Source organism: Halobellus sp. Atlit-38R (genome assembly GCF_003665925.1).
Taxonomy (GTDB): domain Archaea; phylum Halobacteriota; class Halobacteria; order Halobacteriales; family Haloferacaceae; genus Haloquadratum; species Haloquadratum inordinatus.
Map to the genome: position 1 here is coordinate 23,513 of NZ_QXIJ01000010.1, position 19,975 is coordinate 43,487.

14 protein-coding genes are annotated in these 19,975 nt (G+C 54.7%); 8 read left to right on the forward strand and 6 right to left on the reverse strand.

The genetic code is table 11. The annotated features are described in order from the left end of the window. Positions 1-13: 13 nt before the first annotated feature. Both D3D02_RS13365 and D3D02_RS13370 read right to left on the reverse strand, forming a co-directional pair. A complete protein-coding gene (locus D3D02_RS13365) occupies positions 14-631 on the reverse strand; it encodes a helix-turn-helix domain-containing protein (RefSeq protein WP_158599370.1) in 618 nt (205 codons plus the stop codon). Between the two features lie 155 nt (positions 632-786). Next, the gene (locus D3D02_RS13370; protein WP_121570492.1) at positions 787-1,374 is read right to left on the reverse strand and encodes a hypothetical protein; all 588 of its coding nucleotides are present in this window, start codon (positions 1,372-1,374) and stop codon (positions 787-789) included. 680 nt (positions 1,375-2,054) lie between these two features. Here D3D02_RS13370 and D3D02_RS13375 point away from each other — a divergent pair. The 5 genes from D3D02_RS13375 to D3D02_RS13395 all read left to right on the forward strand — a co-directional run bounded on the left by D3D02_RS13375 (position 2,055) and on the right by D3D02_RS13395 (position 11,075). Beyond that, positions 2,055-3,836 (forward strand): hydantoinase B/oxoprolinase family protein, encoded by a 1,782-nt coding sequence (locus tag D3D02_RS13375; RefSeq protein ID WP_121570493.1) that lies wholly within the window; start codon positions 2,055-2,057, stop codon positions 3,834-3,836. 418 nt (positions 3,837-4,254) lie between these two features. Beyond that, a complete protein-coding gene (locus D3D02_RS13380; protein ID WP_121570494.1) occupies positions 4,255-5,427 on the forward strand; it encodes an amidohydrolase family protein in 1,173 nt (390 codons plus the stop codon). Positions 5,428-5,777: 350 nt separating this feature from the next. Further along, entirely contained in the window at positions 5,778-6,509 is a 732-nt protein-coding gene (locus D3D02_RS13385; RefSeq protein WP_233560657.1) for an ABC transporter permease, read from the forward strand. A gap of 119 nt (positions 6,510-6,628) precedes the next feature. Next, positions 6,629-8,710, forward strand: coding sequence for a hydantoinase/oxoprolinase family protein (locus tag D3D02_RS13390; RefSeq protein WP_121570495.1), 2,082 nt, complete (start codon positions 6,629-6,631; stop codon positions 8,708-8,710). A 616-nt stretch (positions 8,711-9,326) separates the two neighbouring features. Then, positions 9,327-11,075 (forward strand): TCP-1/cpn60 chaperonin family protein, encoded by a 1,749-nt coding sequence (locus D3D02_RS13395; RefSeq protein WP_121570496.1) that lies wholly within the window; start codon positions 9,327-9,329, stop codon positions 11,073-11,075. A 46-nt stretch (positions 11,076-11,121) separates the two neighbouring features. On the opposite strand, the gene D3D02_RS13400 is transcribed toward D3D02_RS13395, so the two are convergent. Together D3D02_RS13400 and D3D02_RS13405 are read right to left on the reverse strand one after the other, a co-directional pair. Then, positions 11,122-11,994, reverse strand: a complete 873-nt coding sequence (locus D3D02_RS13400) for an ABC transporter permease (protein ID WP_121570497.1) — start codon at positions 11,992-11,994, stop codon at positions 11,122-11,124. A 39-nt stretch (positions 11,995-12,033) separates the two neighbouring features. Beyond that, a complete protein-coding gene (locus tag D3D02_RS13405) occupies positions 12,034-13,407 on the reverse strand; it encodes a twin-arginine translocation signal domain-containing protein (protein ID WP_121570498.1) in 1,374 nt (457 codons plus the stop codon). Between the two features lie 202 nt (positions 13,408-13,609). On the opposite strand from D3D02_RS13405, the gene D3D02_RS13410 reads away from it, so the two are divergent. Further along, positions 13,610-14,752, forward strand: a complete 1,143-nt coding sequence (locus tag D3D02_RS13410) for an ABC transporter ATP-binding protein (RefSeq protein WP_121570499.1) — start codon at positions 13,610-13,612, stop codon at positions 14,750-14,752. Then, a complete protein-coding gene (locus tag D3D02_RS13415) occupies positions 14,749-15,936 on the forward strand; it encodes an ABC transporter ATP-binding protein (protein WP_121570500.1) in 1,188 nt (395 codons plus the stop codon). The genes D3D02_RS13410 and D3D02_RS13415 overlap by 4 nt, the downstream gene beginning before the upstream one ends. A gap of 200 nt (positions 15,937-16,136) precedes the next feature. Here D3D02_RS13415 and D3D02_RS13420 read toward each other — a convergent pair whose 3' ends face one another. Both D3D02_RS13420 and D3D02_RS13425 read right to left on the reverse strand, forming a co-directional pair. Beyond that, positions 16,137-16,913, reverse strand: coding sequence for an IclR family transcriptional regulator (locus D3D02_RS13420; protein WP_233560658.1), 777 nt, complete (start codon positions 16,911-16,913; stop codon positions 16,137-16,139). A gap of 656 nt (positions 16,914-17,569) precedes the next feature. Next, positions 17,570-18,010, reverse strand: a complete 441-nt coding sequence (locus D3D02_RS13425; protein ID WP_121570502.1) for a universal stress protein — start codon at positions 18,008-18,010, stop codon at positions 17,570-17,572. A 326-nt stretch (positions 18,011-18,336) separates the two neighbouring features. Between D3D02_RS13425 and D3D02_RS13430 the strand changes: the two genes are divergently transcribed. Then, positions 18,337-19,932, forward strand: a complete 1,596-nt coding sequence (locus tag D3D02_RS13430; protein ID WP_121570503.1) for a BCCT family transporter — start codon at positions 18,337-18,339, stop codon at positions 19,930-19,932. The last annotated feature ends 43 nt before the right edge of the window (positions 19,933-19,975 follow it).

A 19,975-nucleotide genomic window follows, 5' to 3' on the forward strand; every position in this document is an offset into this window, starting at 1 on the left:
ACTCAGAAACCTCTCACTCGAGCGCTAATTCGATGTCCGACGACTCGATCAGCTGTTTGACCCCTCGGCGGAGGCGGCCGCTCGCTGCAGACGTCGAGATTCCGAGTTGCTCTGAGAGTTGTTCGAGTGTGATCTCCCGGGGCTTCTCGAAATATCCGTTCGCGTAGGCGGCCTCGAGCAGCTCTAGTTGTTTCTCCGTCAGACGAGACCCACTGTAACTTTTACAGTCTGAGATCCGATGGAGCTCACAGATCTCGAAGACGAACGACTTCTCCGCCGCAAAATCCCATATTCTTTGAAGCGAATCGCGACTGGGGAGTTGCCATCGTTCGACCCACCCACTGCTATGTCGATACGCGTTCAACGCGAACCCGTTCTCTTGTGCGACGACTGAACCAAGTAGAATCGTCTCGGGCGAAAATTCGACTCGATATACGGGCTGACTCTCGTAGCTCGGGACCCGTTCAGCGACTTCGACTGTGTGATCGGCGTCCACAAGCTCGTCGAATTTTTTGATGTCGTTCGTATTGATAACGAAGTAATGCATATTGTGGACCGGATCCGTACTGACTTCCTGAAGGACCCGGATGCCAATCTGTGGATCCGATCTTATCACGTGGGCTAATGCCATATTGGGGTGGGAAAAATGGACTCTCGTTATAATCGACATAGCCAACAATCGTTGATATACGCTACGCGTGCGAACATATTCCTTTGGGTGTGGGAAAGTCGTTTACGCACATTCTTTCGCTGACCGAATATACTGCTTTTTGTACCCGACCCTCGCTACGTGGCTGGAGAGTGGATGCCGACATCGATCATATACCGGCGGACTGTACTTGATGAGACGTCCACGTCGATTCGTTCGCTCATTTCTCGAAACGACTCACAAGAATCGTACAGGTGTTGGAGGTAGTCCGTATCCTTGTACGGTGGTATGGCACAATCCCGAACTGCGGCGAGTTCAGCCTCGATATCACTTTGTTCGTCATCCGACACCTGAGATGATTCGATTAACATCTCGAGCGTGAGCTGTATCCAGCCATCAGTAAAGTCGGCGTCGGTCGCGCGAAGTACTACTGCCTGTTCGGCGGAGACATCGACTGCACGTCGGCCGTCTGCCAAGGCTGGGCTGTGAAAGGTGAGATGAATGCAACCATCGTGTATTGCGGAGGCCCGCAGTTCCAGCGCTGGCTCGTCACTCTCCGGTGGCAGCTTGGGAAACGGCTTAGAAATCTCAATCTCAGCCAGTAGTGACTCTTCGTTGTGGTCATTTGCGACTGCTTCGATCTGGCAGACTGACCACCCCTCGGTAGACAACTTCTGGAGTATCTCTCCAAGGCTATCGAGCGATTCACAAACCTGTGATGGCATCTGCCCGTGAGGAAAATAGTTGATCAATCCAGTTAGACTCGCGCCCTCAATATTGGGTTTGTTTAAATGCCCGTGTCCTCATAGCGCGAGACGGTTCTCTGCCCGATCGTAACTTGGCCAGATATGAACTCAGTTGTTTGAATAATACAAACAGTATTTAAACTGGAGAGATGGCGTGGAGACAAACCATACGAAAGTATACAGATACCGTTTACACAGATCTCCGACATCGACAGCGAAGGAATCCCCATTACAGATATACATACGTAATGGCTGTTCCTATTGAGGCGTGCTATTGTACGGCACTTCAAGGCGAGCTGGAGAAACCTCCCTCTTCGTTGCGGGAGGGGAACTGCGTCACCTCCTGCTTTCGACTATTACGAACAAAACTGGAGTGAGTAGAGCTTTCGGATCGTATGATTCACTTCTCTTATCTCGGAAGGTCCGTTCCGAGGTTGGTATTCGTACGATTTTCCGATCGAGATGAGGGGGCTCATTCCGTTAAGATGCGCTCCGTGTGGAGTAAAAAAGTCGAATCACGTATTTGGATATCCCAAACAGTAGTCGCCGGATCCCCATTGGTTGGTGGGAGTGTTCTTGCAGTTCTCTTGGTCACCAGGGTAAAAATACTTGTAAAACACCATAGGCTTAAGTATAGTTAGATAATAACATGGGCGTGTATGACAATGGATGCCGAAGAAGTAGTCGAGGAGCGTCAAATCGATCCAGTAACGCTGCAGGTCATCGGTGGAGAACTGGATACGATCGCCCAAGAGATGGGTCACAAGCTCATTCGGTCAGCGTATTCGTCGATTATTCGTGAGAGCGAAGACATCGGGTCTGGAATCCTCACTGCGGAGGGCAAACAAATCGCGGAAGGCGATTTCACGCCGATGCAGGTGGGGACGCTGATCGCGTCCGTCGAAGGTATGTTCGAGACCTTCGAAGAACGCGGCCAGGATCCAGACGAAGTGATCAACGAAGGCGACGTGTTCATTCACAATCACCCGCACTACGGGGCGGCCCACTCTCCCGACATTGCGGTTATCACGCCCGTCTTCTACGAGGGCGAGCACATCGCGTGGACTGCGACGAACGCGCACCACCTCGACATCGGTGCAGCGACACCGGGGCTGGCTGTCGATCTCGAAGACGTCTACGCAGAAGGGACACTGTTCAAGGCGACGAAGATCTACGAGGAAGGAGAGCGGGTGGACGAAATCTGGAACCTGATCGAGGAGAACGTGCGGACGCCACGGGTGGTCTTAGGTGACCTGCAGGCACAGATCTCCTCGTGTGAGGTCGGTAAAGAACGGTTCCTCGGCCTGATCGAAGAGTACGGATACGAACGCATCCTGCAGGCCAGTGACGACCTGATGCAGTACGGTGAATCGCTGATGCGGAAGGAAATCGAGAAAGTCCCCGACGGCACGTACCACGAAACGGGATACCTCGATGACGACGGTCGGAACCGTGATGAGCGTCTGAAGGTGGACGTAAAGCTCACCGTCGACGGAGATGATCTCACGATCGACCTCAGTGGATCCGAAGACGAGGTGATGACCGGGTACAACATCCCGTTCAGGGGTTCGGCGGAACCGGCCTCGTACTTCATTGTTCGGGCGATCCTGACTGATACCTACACGCACGACGAGTATATCCCTCAAAACTCGGGGACGTTCGCGCCGATCAACGTCGAAGCGAGGGAAGGGAGCATATTCAACCCCAGTATGCCCCGCTCGGCGTTCGCCCGAATCAATCAGGTGGACCTCCTGGGCGACTTGATTTTGAAAGCGTTCAGCAACGCGATTCCGGAAAAGACCGCCGCCGGCTCCGGGCCCCACTGTTACTTCATCAGTTACTCTGGCGTGGACGAAAACGACGAGTACTGGGTGTACATCGAGGTCAACGAGAGTGCCTACGGTGGGCGTCCCGACTCGGACGGACTGGATGCCGTCGACGCACTGGTGCACAACACCCAGAATCGACCAGTCGAAGACATCGAACTCTCACATCCTCTCCGCATCGAACACTACCGGCTGCGTGAGGGGAGTCACGGAGCGGGCGAGCACCGTGGCGGCCACGGCCACGAGCGAATGGTGAAATTCCTCAGTGATTCGACGATCACTATCGAGGGCGACGGCAACAAATACGGCTCCTGGGGATACGACGGCGGTAAAGGAGCCCCATCCGGTGAACTCAAGCACATCAAATCCGACGGCGAAGAAATAATGCTGCCGTCGAAGGTGTCCGGGTACAAATTCGAGTCGGGAGATAAGTTCTCGATCAAGAGCATCAGTGGCGGCGGGTACGGAGACCCGTACGACCGACCCAAGCAGAAGGTCTACGAAGACTACCTCGACGACTTCCTGACCGAAGAAGGTGCTCGTGAGGACTACGGAGTCGTCATCGAGGACGGAGAGGTAGACGAGGAAGCGACGCGCCGTCTGCGAAGTTCCTGATCGGCTCCCGTCTGACCCCCCCATCTCCAGTTCTGTGCCAGTTCGACCTGGTGAGACGATGCAGGACCCTGTTGGTGGGCCTCTGCAGATCGGATAAGCCAGCAAGCACAACCCAGTCCCTCGTCTTCGCCAATTGAATCCAGTGGCTATCGTAGCATTTGCAACTGGTTGCGCACCCGATCGCCCGACAGCGTCTGATCGGATGCGTGAAGACGTGCAAAAGCTACTATAGAACGACAGCGGATCTCCGAAACAGAAAATCGGTCCTATCAGCGGCGGCCTCTGTCGACAGGTCGCGAAAGGGGGTTTCAGCGAAAATTTAATATGAGTAGTCTGGGTAGGTGTCACCGTATGTCAGTGGATAGCTGCGTATGCCAGATGGTAGTCTTTGAGAATCCTCTAATCACGGGAGAACAGCATGAGTGAGTTCGACGTCCTGCTCCACGGCGACGTCTGGGACGCCAAGCGTGGCCGACAATACGACAAGTGGGTCGCGGTCGAGGACAACCTCATTGAAGGCGTCTACGACGAGAAACCCGGAACTGCAGAGAAAACCAAAGACGTCGACCTTCTCACGCCGGGACTGATCGACCTCCACGTCCATCTCGTGTGGGACGGGACCGGAGATCCAGTCGAGACGCTGCGGCGGCAATCTGAACAGGAACAGACGATCCACGCAGTGGCGATGGCTCGTGAACAGGTCGAAGGAGGTGTGACGACCGTCAGAGACATCGGCAGCACACACGATATCGCGATCAGCGTCGCCGACGCCTCCCGGCAAGGATCGATCACGGGTCCGCGGATCTACGCGAGTGGGCAGACCATCATCATCAGTGGCGGACACGACCCATTCTGGGGGATGGAGAGCGACGGGGTCGACGCTGTTCGCTCCAGCGTTCGCAAACAACGTGACAAAGGCGCTCGAGTGATCAAAATCAGTGCCACTGGGGGCGTTTACGGGCAGGCAGTCGGCGAAGATCCTGGTATGTCGGAGCTCTCCCGGGAGGAAGTAATTGCGGCAGTCGATGAAGCTCATCGGTTCGACCTCCCTGTCGCCGTCCACGCTGTCGGGACTGAAGGGATAGAAAATTCCATCGAGGCCGGTGTCGACACTCTCGAACACGGGAACCTGATGACGAGCGAGAGTCTGCAGCGAATGGTGGAAAAAGACATCGCCTACGAACCGACGCTCTACATTTACAAGACGGTGGCCGAAGGGGAGGGCGACATTCCTCAATACGCCTACGAAAATGCGCAGCGGGTGTCCGACCGCCATTGGGAAGTCTTCGAGGAAGCCATCGAGAGCGACGTCCGAATTCTGGCGGGGAGCGACGCTGGTTCACCCAATATTCCACATCCCGCCCTGCATCACGAACTGCGGTGTCTGGTCGAGGGCGGGATGACTGAAGAGGAGGCGCTCACGGCTGCGACAAGTACGCCCGCCGAGGAACTTGGACGGCCCGAACTGGGCGTTCTCGAAGAAGGAACCCCCGCGGACGTCGTCGGGTTCAGTGACGATCCGCTCACCGATATCGACGTGACTGGGTCTCCTTCAGTGGTCGTCGCAGACGGTGACGTCGTGACCGAATAGCGAATCCGACTGTTTTCGGTTCTCTCACTTTTGTTGGTGCCAGTGCGTCGGTACCGACGCACCGTAGCATCGAGACTGGAGGCGTACTTTCGGGCGCCCGTAGCCAGATTGTCGGGCGTATCAACCGGAGCGAGAGCTGGGGGGACAGACAACTATGTGGCGTGTTTGTCAATCCGGTCAATAAACTTATTACCCTTGATGTGTCTTGTCATCACAAGATGGCGAATGCGTCATACTCAGAGACGAGTAGTGAGTCTTCAGTAAGCAAAATCCTCCGAAACGGATTTCGAGGGGTGTCGTCAATCGCGTCGTTACGAACGGTCTTGGTCGCGTATGCAGCGTTGATCGCGGTGTATATCTACACGCCGATACTGTCGCTCATCGCGTTTTCTTTCAACGAAGGTGGGCTGACGTTCCCGTTTGTAGCCGTCACAGCGTCGTGGTACGCGGAACTATTCGCGAACGAGGCGATCATTTCCGCGATAGTGCGGTCGCTCAAAGTGGCACTCGTCGTGACGATTATCACCACAGTATTGAGCACGGCGGCCGCCCTGGCGTATCGGTACGAGTTCCGTGGGCGCAAAACGATTCTTTACGTGCTGCTCTTGGGGATCATCACGCCGGGGATCACGTACGGTGTCGGAGCGACGCTGTTTTTCAACGAACTGCTCGGGTTAGAGAAGAGCCTGTGGCTGGCGGTCCCTGTACACGTCGTTTGGGCCCTCCCCTTTGCCGTCATCGTCCTCTTGGCCGGGATCCCACCCCACCTAGCCCGCAACGAACAGGCCGCCCGCGTGATGGGTGCGTCGAACTGGACCGTATTCCGTGACATCATTCTCCCGCAGATCGGGCCAACCGTGCTTGGGGCGGCCGTCTTCGCGTTCACGCTCTCGTACAACGAGGCGACTCGAAGCCTCCTCGTCGTCGGACAGGCGAACACGATGCCGATACAGATCTTCACCATCGCTGCATCAAAACGAGCGACGCCGGTACTCTTTGCACTCGGCAGCCTCACCACTGTCATTTCCACACTCCTGCTGATCGGAGCTAGCCTGCTGATCTTCTACGGAAGACGCAATTGAGTTGTTTCCGGCTCTCTCAGTAGCTTTTCTCCCTTGATCTCTCTACGAGCTGAACGGTTGTCCGAAAACTTTATTTTGCAGGTCATTGTGGCATAGGATGTCGCACACCTTGAGAAATTATGACAGAGAGTACTATTCGTATTGGCGCGGACGTCGGCGGTACTAATACCGACATTATCCTGGTCGACGGCACTGAAGAGCACAAATACAAGCTTCCCACGACTGACGATCCTTCGAAGTCGACGGCGGATGGGGTTTTCGAGGTCTGTAAACGGGCTGGAATCTCCCCCGACGACGTTGATACCGTTCTGCACGGGACGACGGTGGGCACGAATGCGGTGATCGAACACGAAGGTGCCAAGACGGGTATGATAACCACGGAAGGGTTCCGGGACACGATTCATATCGGTCGCCACCGCAAGTCTCACACCTTCTCGGTACAACACGTCTTGGCGCACCAGGAGAATCCGCTCGTCGAGCGCCGATACCGAAAAACAGTCGACGAACGCATCTATCCTCCGGGGAAGGTGGTCGAACCGCTGGACGAGTCCGAAGTTCGTGAGGCCGCAGCCGAATTAGTCGAGGAGGGCGTCGAATCGATCGCCGTTTGCTATCTCCACTCGTACCTCAACACGGCCCACGAAGACCGGACGAAGGAGATTATTCAGGAGGAGTTCCCCGAGGTCTTCGTGTCCACGTCCAACGAAGTCGTCGCTCAGTTCCGGGAGTACGAGCGCTTCTCGACGACGGCGATAAACGCCCGTATTGCGCCTGTGATGTCGAGTTATCTGGACCGACTCCAGGAACGGCTCAACGACCACGGCTTCGAGGACGCTGACGTGCTCATTATGCAATCCAACGGCGGTGTGGCGAGTATCCGCGAAGCCAGTCAGCGGCCGGTGACGACGCTCCTCTCTGGGCCGGCAGCAGGTGTTCTATCTGGGCAGTACACTGGGGAATCTGCGGGAGAAGAGAAGGTGATCACGTTCGATATGGGTGGGACGAGCGCGGACATTTCAGTCCTCCCCGGACGTCTCCTCGAGCGCGATCCACGGGACAGCGAGATCGGTGAGTACCCGGCGATCACGCCGATGCTGGACATCGAGGCCATCGGTAGCGGTGGCGGCTCCATCGCGTGGTTCGACCAGGCCCAAGGGTTCAACGTCGGGCCAAAAAGCGCCGGCGCGAATCCCGGTCCCGCCTGTTACGACCGTGGCAACACGGAACCAACCATCGCCGACGCCCAAGTCGTGCTCGGTCGGATCGACCCAGACACCTTCCTCGGTGGCGAACTCGACATCGACCCCAGCCTCTCTGAACAGTCGATTCAGGAGAAACTCGTTGATGCGGTCGACCAAGAGCGGTTCAGTAGCGTTGAGAAGGCAGCTCTCGCCGTGCTCGACGTCGCGAACAGCAATATGTACCAGTCGGTCCGCGAGCAGACGATGCAGCGCGGTTACGACCCGCGTCATTACTCCCTGGTTGGCTTCGGGGGCGCGGGCCCGATGCATACGGTCGATCTCGCTGAATCTCTCGACATCACTAAGGTCCTCATCCCGCCGTCTCCCGGTATTGGCTCCGCACGGGGACTGATGACCGGGGATATTCAGTACGACAATCAAGTCACGCTGAGTAAGCGCCTGGAGGATGTCGAGGCCGACGAACTCGAAGATCGAATCACTTCTCTGACCCAACGTGGTGCAGAGCAGTTGCGCTCTGATGGCATCGACATCGAGGAGGACGCGCAATTCCGGAAGTCGATCGACTGCCTCTACGAGGGACAGGGGTACGAATTGAACATCGAGTACACCGGGACAGACGGCGACTGGCGTTCCCGCATCCGAGAACAGTTCGAAGAGAAGCACGAGCAAGAGTACGGACACTACTTCGAGGACGACCCAGTCGAGGTTCTCAACCTTCGCGTCGCTGCGTCGGCCGACAGCGTACAGTACGACCCCGTCGAGATCGAGTCCGGAGGGACAGATCCTTCCCACGCCAAGACCAAATCTCACCCCGTGTACTTCGGGACGTCGCTCGAACCGGAACAGTACGAGACGCCGCGATACGATCGTGAGGAACTCCAAGCCGGCAACGTAATCGATGGTCCGGCGATCGTCGACGAGTTCGACAGCACGGTCGTGATCAACCCAGAGTGGGAGGCGGAGGTCCTCGCGAGTGGCGCACTTCGAATCACCCGGTGAGAGAAGGACGGACGATCTCTTCACGGTCTCGGGCTGACGAGGACGAAGCGGCATCGTGTGCGATGCAGAATATTTGTGTGAAGTAGAGACTCAGACGCGAGAAGTAAATCAGCGGATTACTCTCAGGACTGCGTATGCCTCGGTACCCAGATGACCAAAGGCAGTATACGTATCAGTGTGACAACTGTGGAACAGTCATTCCACCATTCCACGGCCTCTATTGGATTTGCGACCGGCATCAACGAGGAAGCGGGACCATCGATCTTCCGCGCTGTCCAGACTGTGGTTCACACGAAATCCGAGCGATTCGAGAGTGACTGACGAGTGCGGTCACCATCGAATATACCCCACTTCAGGTTGTCTCGCCGTCTCAAGGGCGTCCCGCGTCGGAGATGACCTCAGGCACGATCGCCAAGTCAATTCCAGAGCGCTGATCGCTATCTCCCCAAGCCTCACGGCTATCGTAGCACTTGCAACTGATTGCGCACTCGATCGCCCGACACCGTCTGATCTGCTGCGTGAAGGCGCGAAAATGATACTATATCTATGTTTAACACGCACATTTGCCCGCTGGGAAAGATTTATATTTGTATGGTGAACGTTGACAGTCGTATCTATGGAGCGTACGTCAGCCCAGACCCATCGAGAGACAAACGAGACGCCGAACTCGATCGTGTTTCCCCAAGCGAATATAACAGCGATCAACGCGATCGCGGATATATTCGAGCCGACGCTCGGTCCCCGCGCGATGGACGTATTATTATTGGATGCTCACGCGGACGACGCCAGCAACGGTGGAGCCCCTCCCGACTATATCGTCTCCGGGGATGGGACACGGCTCTTGCGCGCGCTCTCAGTCGAGCATCCTGTCGGCGAACTATTAGAGCGATCTATCGGCCCGACTCGTCCAGGAGATACTGACATCGATGGGAAGGATATCTTCGATGGAATCAGCTCACAGATCGTTTTCGCGGACGCACTACTCACGAATTCGACAGAGCTCTTGGAGAACGGACTTCACCCGCAACAGATCATCGCTGGGTTCAGATCGGGTCTCTCGATCGCAGACGAGACGCTCTCTGCATCGAGCATCAGCACAGCAGCCGACACTGACGTTTCTGCAGTCGACGCTGCACGCACAGCCCTGACGGGAAACAACTTCGGCAACATACGGACGCAGGTCGCACATCTCGCCGCAGAGGCCGCTACTACGGTCGGGATGCCAAACGAACGGACGTTCGACGTTACTACGATTCGGCACGGATCCATACGCGACAGTCGATTGATCGACGGCGTCGTTTTAGATCGAAATATAGTGGTCCACCAAGATATGCCGCGTCGAATCGAGGACGCGAGCGTGTTGCTGTTGGGTGGTCACGAGCGAGGCGGGCTACAGGACCCTGACGTCGTTGATTCCTTTACCGTGGACATCGAGTCTCCGGAGACCGTCGGAGAATTCGAGCGACAGGAAGCTCAAAAGCGGCGGGACGTAGTGGACCGAATAGCCGAGACCGGCGCAAACGTCGTGGTTACGCAGATGGGAATCAACAGCCATTACCAGCAGCTGTTGGCCGAGCACGGAATTATGGCGATTCGGAGCGTCCATCCGCGAAACTTACGACGGTTGTCGTTGGCGACTGGCGCAATGATCGTCAAGGGCCAGCAGGGAATTGCGGCGGCTCATCTTGGTCACTGCGACACCGTCGTGGAGGAAGAAATCGAACAGCGAAAGCACCGTCGGAAACACAGGCGGATGGTCGTCTTCGACGGTTGTCCTGCGCCGAATTCAGTAACGATGTTACTGCGAGGCACGTTCGGACAACTCGAATCACAAACCACGCGTGAAGTTCGGAAGGCCACGAACGCGGCCGCACAATCGATGAGCGAGACCAGCTCACTCGGAGGCGTCGTTCCAGGCGGGGGAGCGATCGAGATGGCTATCGCGCGTGCGGTCCGACGAGAAGCACACACTGTCGGAGCGAAGACACAGTTGGCGATGAATGCGTTCGCGACAGCTCTCGAGAGCGTCGTTCAAACTCTCGTTCGTAATGCTGGGGAAGACCCACTTGAAACGGTAACCGAACTCCGCGCGGCAAATAAGCGGCATTCGAGCACGGGGTTCGTTCTCCCCGATGGTGAGATCACCGACTCGCTTGCGGCGGGTGTCGTCGATCCCGCGGCGACGAAAAAGAACGTTTACACGAGTGCGACGGACCTTGCGATGTTAGTCCTCCGTGTGGACGATGCGCTGGATGCGACGCTCGATGAGAAATCCGTAGACGTTGGGGAGGCCGTTTACCAAGATCCAGCTGAGAGACATCAGGAGTACATCGACGAGACGGATTCATCGACAGTCTGGGACTGACTCTCAACGAGAAGGATATCCTATGACCGGCTGTGGGCGTACACAGCTACCCACGAGCCAATTCCGTAATATCAACCCGGCGAAGCGCGAGATACACGATCCCGAATATGACGACGAGGAGCGTGAGCGACAGTGCGGCCGCAGAGGGGTAATTCAGGCCCTGATTCACTGCTGTATAAATTAGCGTGGAAATGGTGCTGCTTCCCCCGCTGAGGAACTGCGGAACGGCAAAGTTGCCGATGGACAAGACGAATACGAAGATCGAGCCGATCACTACGCCTGGAATACTGAGTGGCCACGTGACGTTTCTGAACGTCGCTACTGGGTTCCCGCGAAGTGTCTCTGACGCGTCGAGGAGCCCTTCGTCGACTTGCGACAGCGCGATGTATATCGGCGCGGCCATAAACACCACGTAATTCTGCAGATATCCCAGTATCTGTGACACAGGCGAAAACAGTAGCCAAGAGAGGGGTTGATCGATGATCCCGACGAGAAGTAGCAACTGATTGATGACGCCTCCCCTTCCAAGGACTGGAAGCCATCCCAGCGTCCGGATCACACCAGACGTCCAAAAGGGGATGATCAGGAATAACAGCAGAACGAGCCCCCCGTTCTGGCTGGTGTGGAACCGGAGATAGTAGGCTAGTGGATAGCCGAACAGGAGGGTAATCAGCGTGACAACCACACCGGTCAGAAGCGTCTCGACGAATACCCGAAGCACAGTTGCATCAGTCAAGACGTCGATCCACGGGGTCAGTGTGAGCGTATGTTCTACAGAAAACGAGCTATATGTGAGAACGCTGTAGTAACTGATGACTCCCAGTGGAATCAGGAGAAAGACGCCGAACCAGAGGACCGACGGGCCAGCTAACAGGTACGATTCGTGTAACGAGAAGGTATCGCGTGATATTTTGCTCATAGCGTGCGTCAGTTGTCGCTGTGGTAGTCGTTTTTGAGTCTATGCGCTCTGGAAGTCCTGCCAGCGATCCAACATATATTGTGCGTTGTCGGGCCAGATCTGGAAGAATCCGATCCGATCGATCCGCTCTTCGATGGAACCACAGTCACGCTTTTGCCCGTTAGACGCGGGTGTTCCCTCCTCCGCAGACCAATCGTAGGACTGGGGATCGAACAAGGCCGGATTGTCAACCGCTTCGTAGGTTCGCTTCCCCTCGTAGGCCCAATCGTAATATTCGGGACCCATTCCTTCACCACTCGCGTCGGATCCGTCGCGAACTAACTCTTTGTTCGGATAATGCGGAACAGAGTAGCCCCAGTTTTGGATGTAGCCGGGGAACCACGCACCCAGATGGATATCGTTGTAGAGGTTGTGCACGCTCTCGAGGTTGTTCCGGTCCGACGCCCCCGGTTTAAGCGGCGCCATTCCAACGTACCAGAACCGGTAGCCCTGTGTGCCCTTACTCATCGTAGCATACTCGCACGGCGTGCCTGACCGACGAACGTCGAGCGCGGCCGGCTGCCAAAGGTCACCGATCACTGCCTCCTCGCCAGCCATCAAATTGACCGAGTTCCCGTAGGCAGTCCACGTTGATCTGAACTGGCCGTTCGATTTCTGCTCGACGAGATAGTCGATGACCGTGTCGAGTTGATCTTCAGTCGGATTGTTCAACTCACCAACTGACCCATCAATTTGGTCGTTATCGAGGAGGTGCATCATCGTCTGTGGGATCTGAATGGGTGCGGCACCGTTGACAAGTACTTCTCCTTCGTATTGATCATCGAACAACGCACTCCACTTTGAGACGTCGTCGACGTACTTCGGGTTGTACCCGATCGCGTCGAAGTTGTACGCGTACGGGGGCAGGCGAAGCGTGCCGTCGGATTTGGATTCCCACACCTCTTGATCGATTGTCTCAGTCTGCTCTTCCAACTGAGGAATCCGCTCGCTGGGATTTACGAAGAGGTCCGAGATTGCACTTTCCGACCAGTTGCTCAGGTCCTCTGTGTTCATTCCGTAGCTGGCGTCGTTGTCCACTGTCAGTGCCGACGCGGTGGACGTGTCCAGCGAGAACACGTCCATCGTGTTTCTGCCGCCGCTCAGGACCTGTTGCTGGACGGTCGAACCCGTAGCGGTAGTCGTCTCGACTTCTCTGCCCGTTACTTCTGTGTATCTTTCTCCTTGACCTTCTCTGACACCGTAGGCGGGCCCGATCCACTGAAGGGGAGTATTGCTGCTGCCCATATTCGTCTCACTACTACCGCCGTCAGTGGTACTCTGGTTCCCTCCACCCATACAACCAGTCAATCCGGCTGTCGCTGCAGCCGCGCTACCATACTTGACAAAGTTCCGTCTGCTGAGAGCCTCTTGCATGGCTTCTCTTAACAAGGTATTCTGAAGAAATATATAGGTATTGGTTAGATTCGTAGAATAAGATGTGAATAAAAAATTCGATCAGGAAATGGCCATCTGTGATGCCACGTAGGAGATTGAACCGTTTCCCAGAAACTCGCACTGGCGACAACAGACTCACTGCCCCAAAGGTTTTATATATTGTTGTCCGGAATGGTATGTTATGTCGGCCCAGACTGCGATCCATCTCAACTCCCTGAAAAAGACGTTTACCGATGAAGTCGTTCTGGGTGGTATCGACCTCTCGATCGACGACGGGGAGTTCTGCGTAGTGATCGGCCCAAGCGGGTGTGGAAAAAGTACGCTATTGAAATGTATCGCTGGCATCTCCGACCCAGATGACGGCGAGATCCAGTTGCGCGAAGAACGAACAGCAGACGTTCCCCCACAAGACCGGGATGTTGGGTTAGTGTTTCAAGAATTCGAGGAGACGCTTTTTCCTCACAAAACGGTCGAAGAGAACATCGCGTTCGGACTGAAACAGAAGTCCGAGCAGTTGTCCGACGAGCAAATTACGGACCGAATCGACGAGATGCTGGACCTCCTCGCTATTTCACATACCAAATCAAGCTACCCGGACGAGCTAAGTGGGGGACAACAGCAACGCGTCGAATTGGCGCGTCAGCTCGTTCGTGACTGTGATATCACTTTGTTCGACGATCCATTAGCAGATTTGGACTACAAGCTGCAAAAGCGAATGGAAATCGAGATGCGGCGATTCCACGAGGAGACAGGGGGTACGTATTTGTACGTAACTCACAATCAAGATCAAGCACTGGAACTCGCCGATAAGCTCGTTGTGATGAACGAGGGAATCATCGAGCAAGTCGGGACTCCCGACGAGGTCTACAACAACCCTACAAACGCTTTCGTCGGACGTTTTGTGGGTGATTCCAATATTCTGGTCGGTGAAGTAAGCGAACAGGAGGGTTCCAATCTACGGATAGACACAGCAATTGGAAGGGTCGTCACCTCTGATACTCTCGAACAGCCGTCGGACCAGTCCGAGGGCGTCGTGTTAATTCGGCCGGAGGACGTCGTCATTGGAGACGGCGCAGCGGAATGTCGCAACAGTGTGGATGCCGTCATCGAAGGCTGGACGTATACTGGTGAATTGACCGAGTATTCGATTTCAGTTGTCGACTTGGATACGGAGTTGCAGGTGGTCAAGCCCGGTCGGCCGGACACGACGAAGAACCGAACTGAGACGACGATCGGCTTCAGCCCGGACGATGCGCAGTTCTTCCAACAGATGAGTGGCACTGGCAATATGGACGTGACTGATGTATTGGAGGCGGAACAATGACCGACGCAAGTGAACTGGTGAGACAGTCCGAAATCTCTCAGAGCCACACGACTGAGACGATGCTCGATGTGAGCGACCTGACGAAGATATACCCCGATGGCACACTCGCTGTCGACGGTATCGATTTCACCGTCAATTCCGGAGACTTTTGCGTTATTATCGGGCCAAGTGGCTGTGGGAAGTCGACGACGCTTCACTCGTTGGTCGGAAATCTCGACGTGACGGCTGGAACGATCAGTTTGGACGGCGAAGACATCACTCACGAACCCACTCACAATCGGGATATCGGCTTGGTCTTTCAGGACTTCCAGCTCTTCCCGCATCTATCCGTCTCAGAGAATATCGTGTACGGGCTCAAACAGATGGATGTGGACCCTCAAGAACGACAGCGACGGATGGAACGACTGCTGGATATGATGCAGCTCGAGGATCTGGCAGACCGCGACACTGAGGAGTTATCTGCGGGCCAAAAACAACGAGTCGCTCTCGCACGGAGTCTCGTCCTCGAGCCCAAACTGCTACTATTAGACGAGCCGCTGGGTGATATGGATTACAAATTACAGAAACGAATGGAACGAGAACTGCTTCGAGTCCACAGGGAGTTCGATACGACGTTTATCTACGTGACTCACGACCAGACACAGGCAATGCGACTCGCCGATCAGATCATCGTTATGAACGACGGGCAAGTAGAACAGTCGGGTTCTGTGGCGGAGGTCTACAACTCCCCATACACTGCGTTTGTCTCGGCGTTCGTAGGCGATTCGAATACGTTCACCGGCCATCTCAGCGAAGCGAACGGAGACGGGACCGTCACTATCGACACGGATTTCGGCTCATTCGAGGCCGCGACCGACAACCTTCATTCGCCAGCTAACGAACTGGTTGGCTCTGCAATATCCTTCTCTGTGAGACCGCAGCATCTGGTTCTCTCGGGGGAACACGAAAATGCCCTCCAGTGTAGGGTGCAAGACGTTATCTCGAACCCGGGGTCGAGTACCAAAGTGCTGTTAGAGGCCCACAATGGGAGCACTAGCAAAGAGATCAGTCTGAAGGCCTGGCAGTTGTCGGACCAACCAGAAGGAGACGTAGAGATACGTTGGCGACCCGAGCACACAATTCTTCTCGAAAAGACCAGCGTCGTCGACGGTGTCGACCTGCAAAAAGACATCTTGGGGAGCTAGTGCACGCGCAAAGACTACTAGCGGAGCGAGAATGCGGTCGACTTTCCTCTGCGGCTGTACTTCAGCAGACACCGATTGCCAGTTGAGTCACGCCTGTTGTTGGTAACCAAGAGAATTGACGAACTACTGTGTTGCCCACCGAGGCAGAATCGACTGGAGATGGGTTTCCCTCGAATACCGTTGGGGGAGCAAATGTATCCTCACCGGTGATGGTTGATATCCTGATTTCTGATCGTCTGGATGTTGACTTCGATGACGTTTGCTGCGTTCTTGACTACCTCTGGGATCGTTCTGTTGAACTCCTCTCCTTGCATTCGACTCGTCGGCTTCGTGATACTAACTGCCCCGAGGACGGTGTTGTTCTTATCCAAAATTGGCGCGCCGACAGCTCGAGTGCCGAAGATCTCTTCTTCGTCGTTCTGAGCGAAGCCCTGTTCTCGAATCGTCTCTAATTCGTCGAAGAGTTCCGTTTTCGACGTGATGGTTTTCTCAGTTCGTTGTGGAAGGCCTGACTGGTCGACGATCTCCTCGACGTAGGACTCAGGCAGGTACGCGAGGATCGCTTTGCCATACGCTGAACTGTGTAAGTATCCGGGCTTCTCTAATTTCTTCTCAAAATAATTTTTCCCGACAGCGTTCTGTCCGCGAGCCTCGTGCAGATAGATCAGGTCGCCGTGTTCCTCAGTGACTAAATGAACGTACTCGTCGGTCTCGTCGGCTAATCGCTCGACTTCGGACCGGCCCGCATTGAAGAGAAAGTGGTTATTCTTCACAAACTCTCCGAGACTCAGAAAGTGAAGTGAAAGATGGTATTTGCCATCCCGCTTGACGACGTATTTTTGCTCTTTCAGCGTTGCGAGATGGGTGTACACTGTCCCCTTGGGCATCTCCAAGTGGTCCGCTAACTCAGTAACACCAGCGCCGCGTAGCTCCTCTAAGGCGTGAATAATCTCCCAACTCGTGGTGACTGTCCCCATCGTTCGAGGCGATTTTTTTTTTGGCATTTGAGAACAGATACCTTACATCAGCACTTAATGGTTTTGTATATACTGTCGGATGTGATTATACGCGATGACAATTCTATGTATTCTGCCTATTTCTTTTGAGAAAAATAGTAGAATCATAAGGAGAGACAGCACTCAGCCTTGAAGAGTAAACGCATACCTGGAAAAGACGAGATGTATGTTTGCATATCGCACACAAGCTGTTCGATCGAATTAGAAATTAGAATCGCGTGAGGATCTGGAGAGGACAGCAATCCAAAGCAAATCGATTGATGAATTATGACGTCTGTCCTGGCCGAATCTCGCTGCTCCCGAATAAAATTACACTATTACACTTGTAATGGCTATGTCTGTTCTCCCACTTCGCACGTTCTCAGTTACTCTACTCCGCGAGTTCGCGGTTTTGTTATTACAAACGCTCTCCGCCATACATCGACAATTTTGCAATCAAAAAACTGTATGCAAGCTAAAGCACAGACACAGTACGGCCAAAGGAGCCGCCGCTAATGGATCCTGGAGAAGGTGTCTTGTAATGGACCCGATAGGCCCGGGCACAAGCCTCGCTTTTTGAGCATCCTCAGCGACGAGACAGAGGCTTGTGACGGCACGTCATCGCGTTCGGTGACCTGTTACACAGTGTCTGGCCGGAGAGAAACGACCGGGCAGTCTGCATCTAAAATGACAGACTGAGCAACGCTTCCGAAGAGAACTTTTCCAGTTTGGGTTCTCTTTTGCGGGCTGACGACGATATAGCGGGTATCCTGTGTGTTCGCATAGTTCGTTATTGACGATGCTGGGTCACCAATCCGGCCGACCGGTACGACGTCGGCATCTATCGAACTCGTATTGACGAGTTCTGCCGCCACTCGTTTTGCCCGAGACCGGAGTTCGTCACCGGCCTGAACGTCCCCGGGATCGTCTATCTGTTCTCCGTCCGCCTCGAGCGCTTCCGGTCGGGTCATAACGTGGAGCACGTGGACGGTGTCGTCGAATTGCTTGGCGAGAACGTTTGCTTCGTTGAGGACGGCTGCCGCCTGTTCTGAATCGTCAACTGCTGCTACCACTACCATACCTGGTCAATCATCGTACATCTATTATAATTTTGTGGTGAAAAAATGAGTAACAACTGGTCGGGTAGTTCGTCGAGGACTACAACGGATTCTGTCGCGGGGCTTGTCACCGGGGGCCGCTACAGTGTACAGTACAGTAGCTTACACGCATCTCCGTAGTCGCAGTCGATTCAGGCTCTGTAGGGAGATATTTTGAGCACCCAAATCAGCTATAACAGGTCAGTCGGGGAAAGAATTATGTATCAATATAGTATCCCGTATGGTGTGGCAAGTCATATCTTGGCCCACAGCGGAGTAAAGGCCCAGATCAACACCGACAGTAAATTATGAAATTAGAGAGCATACGAGGGACGATAGCAGAGTTCGTAAACGAGCTGGACAATACAATTTTCGGGATCGGCATCACTGTAACCGCCCTGACTGTCATCGGATTCATTTTTTGGGAAGAAACGGCAACGACACTGACAGGGAATATTAACACCTTCCTCTGGACCGAGTTGAGTTGGGCGTACCTGCTGATAATGTTTTGTGCAGTCGTTTTCGTTCTCTTTCTCATCTTGGGTCCGTGGGGGAGCATCAGACTGGGCAAAGAAGACGAAGAGCCCGAATTTGGATATCTCACGTACTTCGTGATGTTGTACTCGGCTGGAACTGCAGCGGGAGTCGTCTTCTGGGGACCGGCAGAGGCAATTTTCCACTATCAGTCCCCATCTCCGTTCTTTAATGCCGGTGCCGCGAGTCAAGAAGCCGCTATTGGGGCGATACAGTACAGTTACTTCCACTGGGGGCTGTCGGCCTGGTCCGCATATATGACGATTGCGATTCCCATTGCATATCTGGCATACAAATTGGATGCGCCACTGCGTGTGTCGACTCTCATCGCGCCACTCGTCGGCTTAGATAATTTAGATAGCCTCTGGGCGAAACTCATCGATGTCACCGCCGTGTTCGCTACCATTGGTGGAGTGGCGACCACTCTCGGACTGGTTGGGAGTCAGTTCCTCGTTGGACTCGATTACGTGGCTGGCGTGCAGATGGGTGATGCGGGGACTGTGATGATGATTACGGGACTAACAGTCGCGTTCACGCTTTCAGTTTCGGCCGGTATCAAGAAAGGAATTGTTCGCATATCGTACTTCAATATGGCACTATTCTCTGTTTTGACCGCTGCCGCGTTCGTACTTGGCCCAACGTCGTACATCCTCACTGCGGGAACACAGGCCCTCGGGAATTATCTGGACCAATTTATCGCGATGAGTTTCTATACGAGTGCAGGATCTGACTCGAGCGCTTGGGTCGGAAATTGGACGATCTTCTTCTGGGCCTGGTGGTTCTCGTGGGCGCCCTTTGTCGGGCTCTTCATCGCGCGCATCTCGCGTGGACGAACGATTCGTGAAGTTTCGATCGTTGGTGTCTTCGCGTCTACCGGAATCACTGTCCCGTGGTACGCAACGATGGGCGGTTCAGCTATTTTCTTCCAGCAAACCGGCAGGGCCGATATCCTCGGCGTTATTAGCCAATACGGCGGGGAGGAAGCAGCGGCTGGATACCCGCTGTTCGACGCGCTGGCGTTCGGAGAGATATTGATGGTCCTCTTTTTGATTCTTGTCACGACGTTCTTTATTACCTCTGCCGACTCGTCCACACTGGCTCTTGGTATGCTCACCACTGGTGGGGAGGAATCGCCGTCGCTGATCAACCGCGTTATTTGGGGCGGAATCATCGGCCTCCTGGCTTCAGTGCTGATGGTTGCTGGAGGGGTCGGTGCGCTCCAAGCCGCGGCGATTATTACGGGAGGTCCGTTCGGCATCGTGGTGCTAGTCTCGATCTATTCGATGCTGAAGCTGTTCAGCAGCCGATATGATGTGATCGACGAACATCAGTTACCCTCACGCAAACAAGTATCTACACAGGACGACTAACAGACCAGTCCGAACGCTCGCCGCATTCTTTGATCACTCCTGT

Bases quoted from the DNA above. Each gene is read 5' to 3' on its own strand.
- D3D02_RS13390 (WP_121570495.1), top strand. From the start codon at position 6,629: ATGACAGAGAGTACTATTCGTATTGGCGCGGACGTCGGCGGTACTAAT.
- D3D02_RS13425 (WP_121570502.1), bottom strand. From the start codon at position 18,010: ATGGTAGTGGTAGCAGCAGTTGACGATTCAGAACAGGCGGCAGCCGTC.
- D3D02_RS13430 (WP_121570503.1), top strand. From the start codon at position 18,337: ATGAAATTAGAGAGCATACGAGGGACGATAGCAGAGTTCGTAAACGAG.
- D3D02_RS13420 (WP_233560658.1), bottom strand. From the start codon at position 16,913: ATGGGGACAGTCACCACGAGTTGGGAGATTATTCACGCCTTAGAGGAG.
- D3D02_RS13365 (WP_158599370.1), bottom strand. From the start codon at position 631: ATGGCATTAGCCCACGTGATAAGATCGGATCCACAGATTGGCATCCGG.
- D3D02_RS13375 (WP_121570493.1), top strand. From the start codon at position 2,055: ATGACAATGGATGCCGAAGAAGTAGTCGAGGAGCGTCAAATCGATCCA.
- D3D02_RS13415 (WP_121570500.1), top strand. From the start codon at position 14,749: ATGACCGACGCAAGTGAACTGGTGAGACAGTCCGAAATCTCTCAGAGC.
- D3D02_RS13370 (WP_121570492.1), bottom strand. From the start codon at position 1,374: ATGCCATCACAGGTTTGTGAATCGCTCGATAGCCTTGGAGAGATACTC.
- D3D02_RS13395 (WP_121570496.1), top strand. From the start codon at position 9,327: ATGGAGCGTACGTCAGCCCAGACCCATCGAGAGACAAACGAGACGCCG.
- D3D02_RS13400 (WP_121570497.1), bottom strand. From the start codon at position 11,994: ATGAGCAAAATATCACGCGATACCTTCTCGTTACACGAATCGTACCTG.
- D3D02_RS13405 (WP_121570498.1), bottom strand. From the start codon at position 13,407: ATGCAAGAGGCTCTCAGCAGACGGAACTTTGTCAAGTATGGTAGCGCG.
- D3D02_RS13410 (WP_121570499.1), top strand. From the start codon at position 13,610: ATGTCGGCCCAGACTGCGATCCATCTCAACTCCCTGAAAAAGACGTTT.
- D3D02_RS13380 (WP_121570494.1), top strand. From the start codon at position 4,255: ATGAGTGAGTTCGACGTCCTGCTCCACGGCGACGTCTGGGACGCCAAG.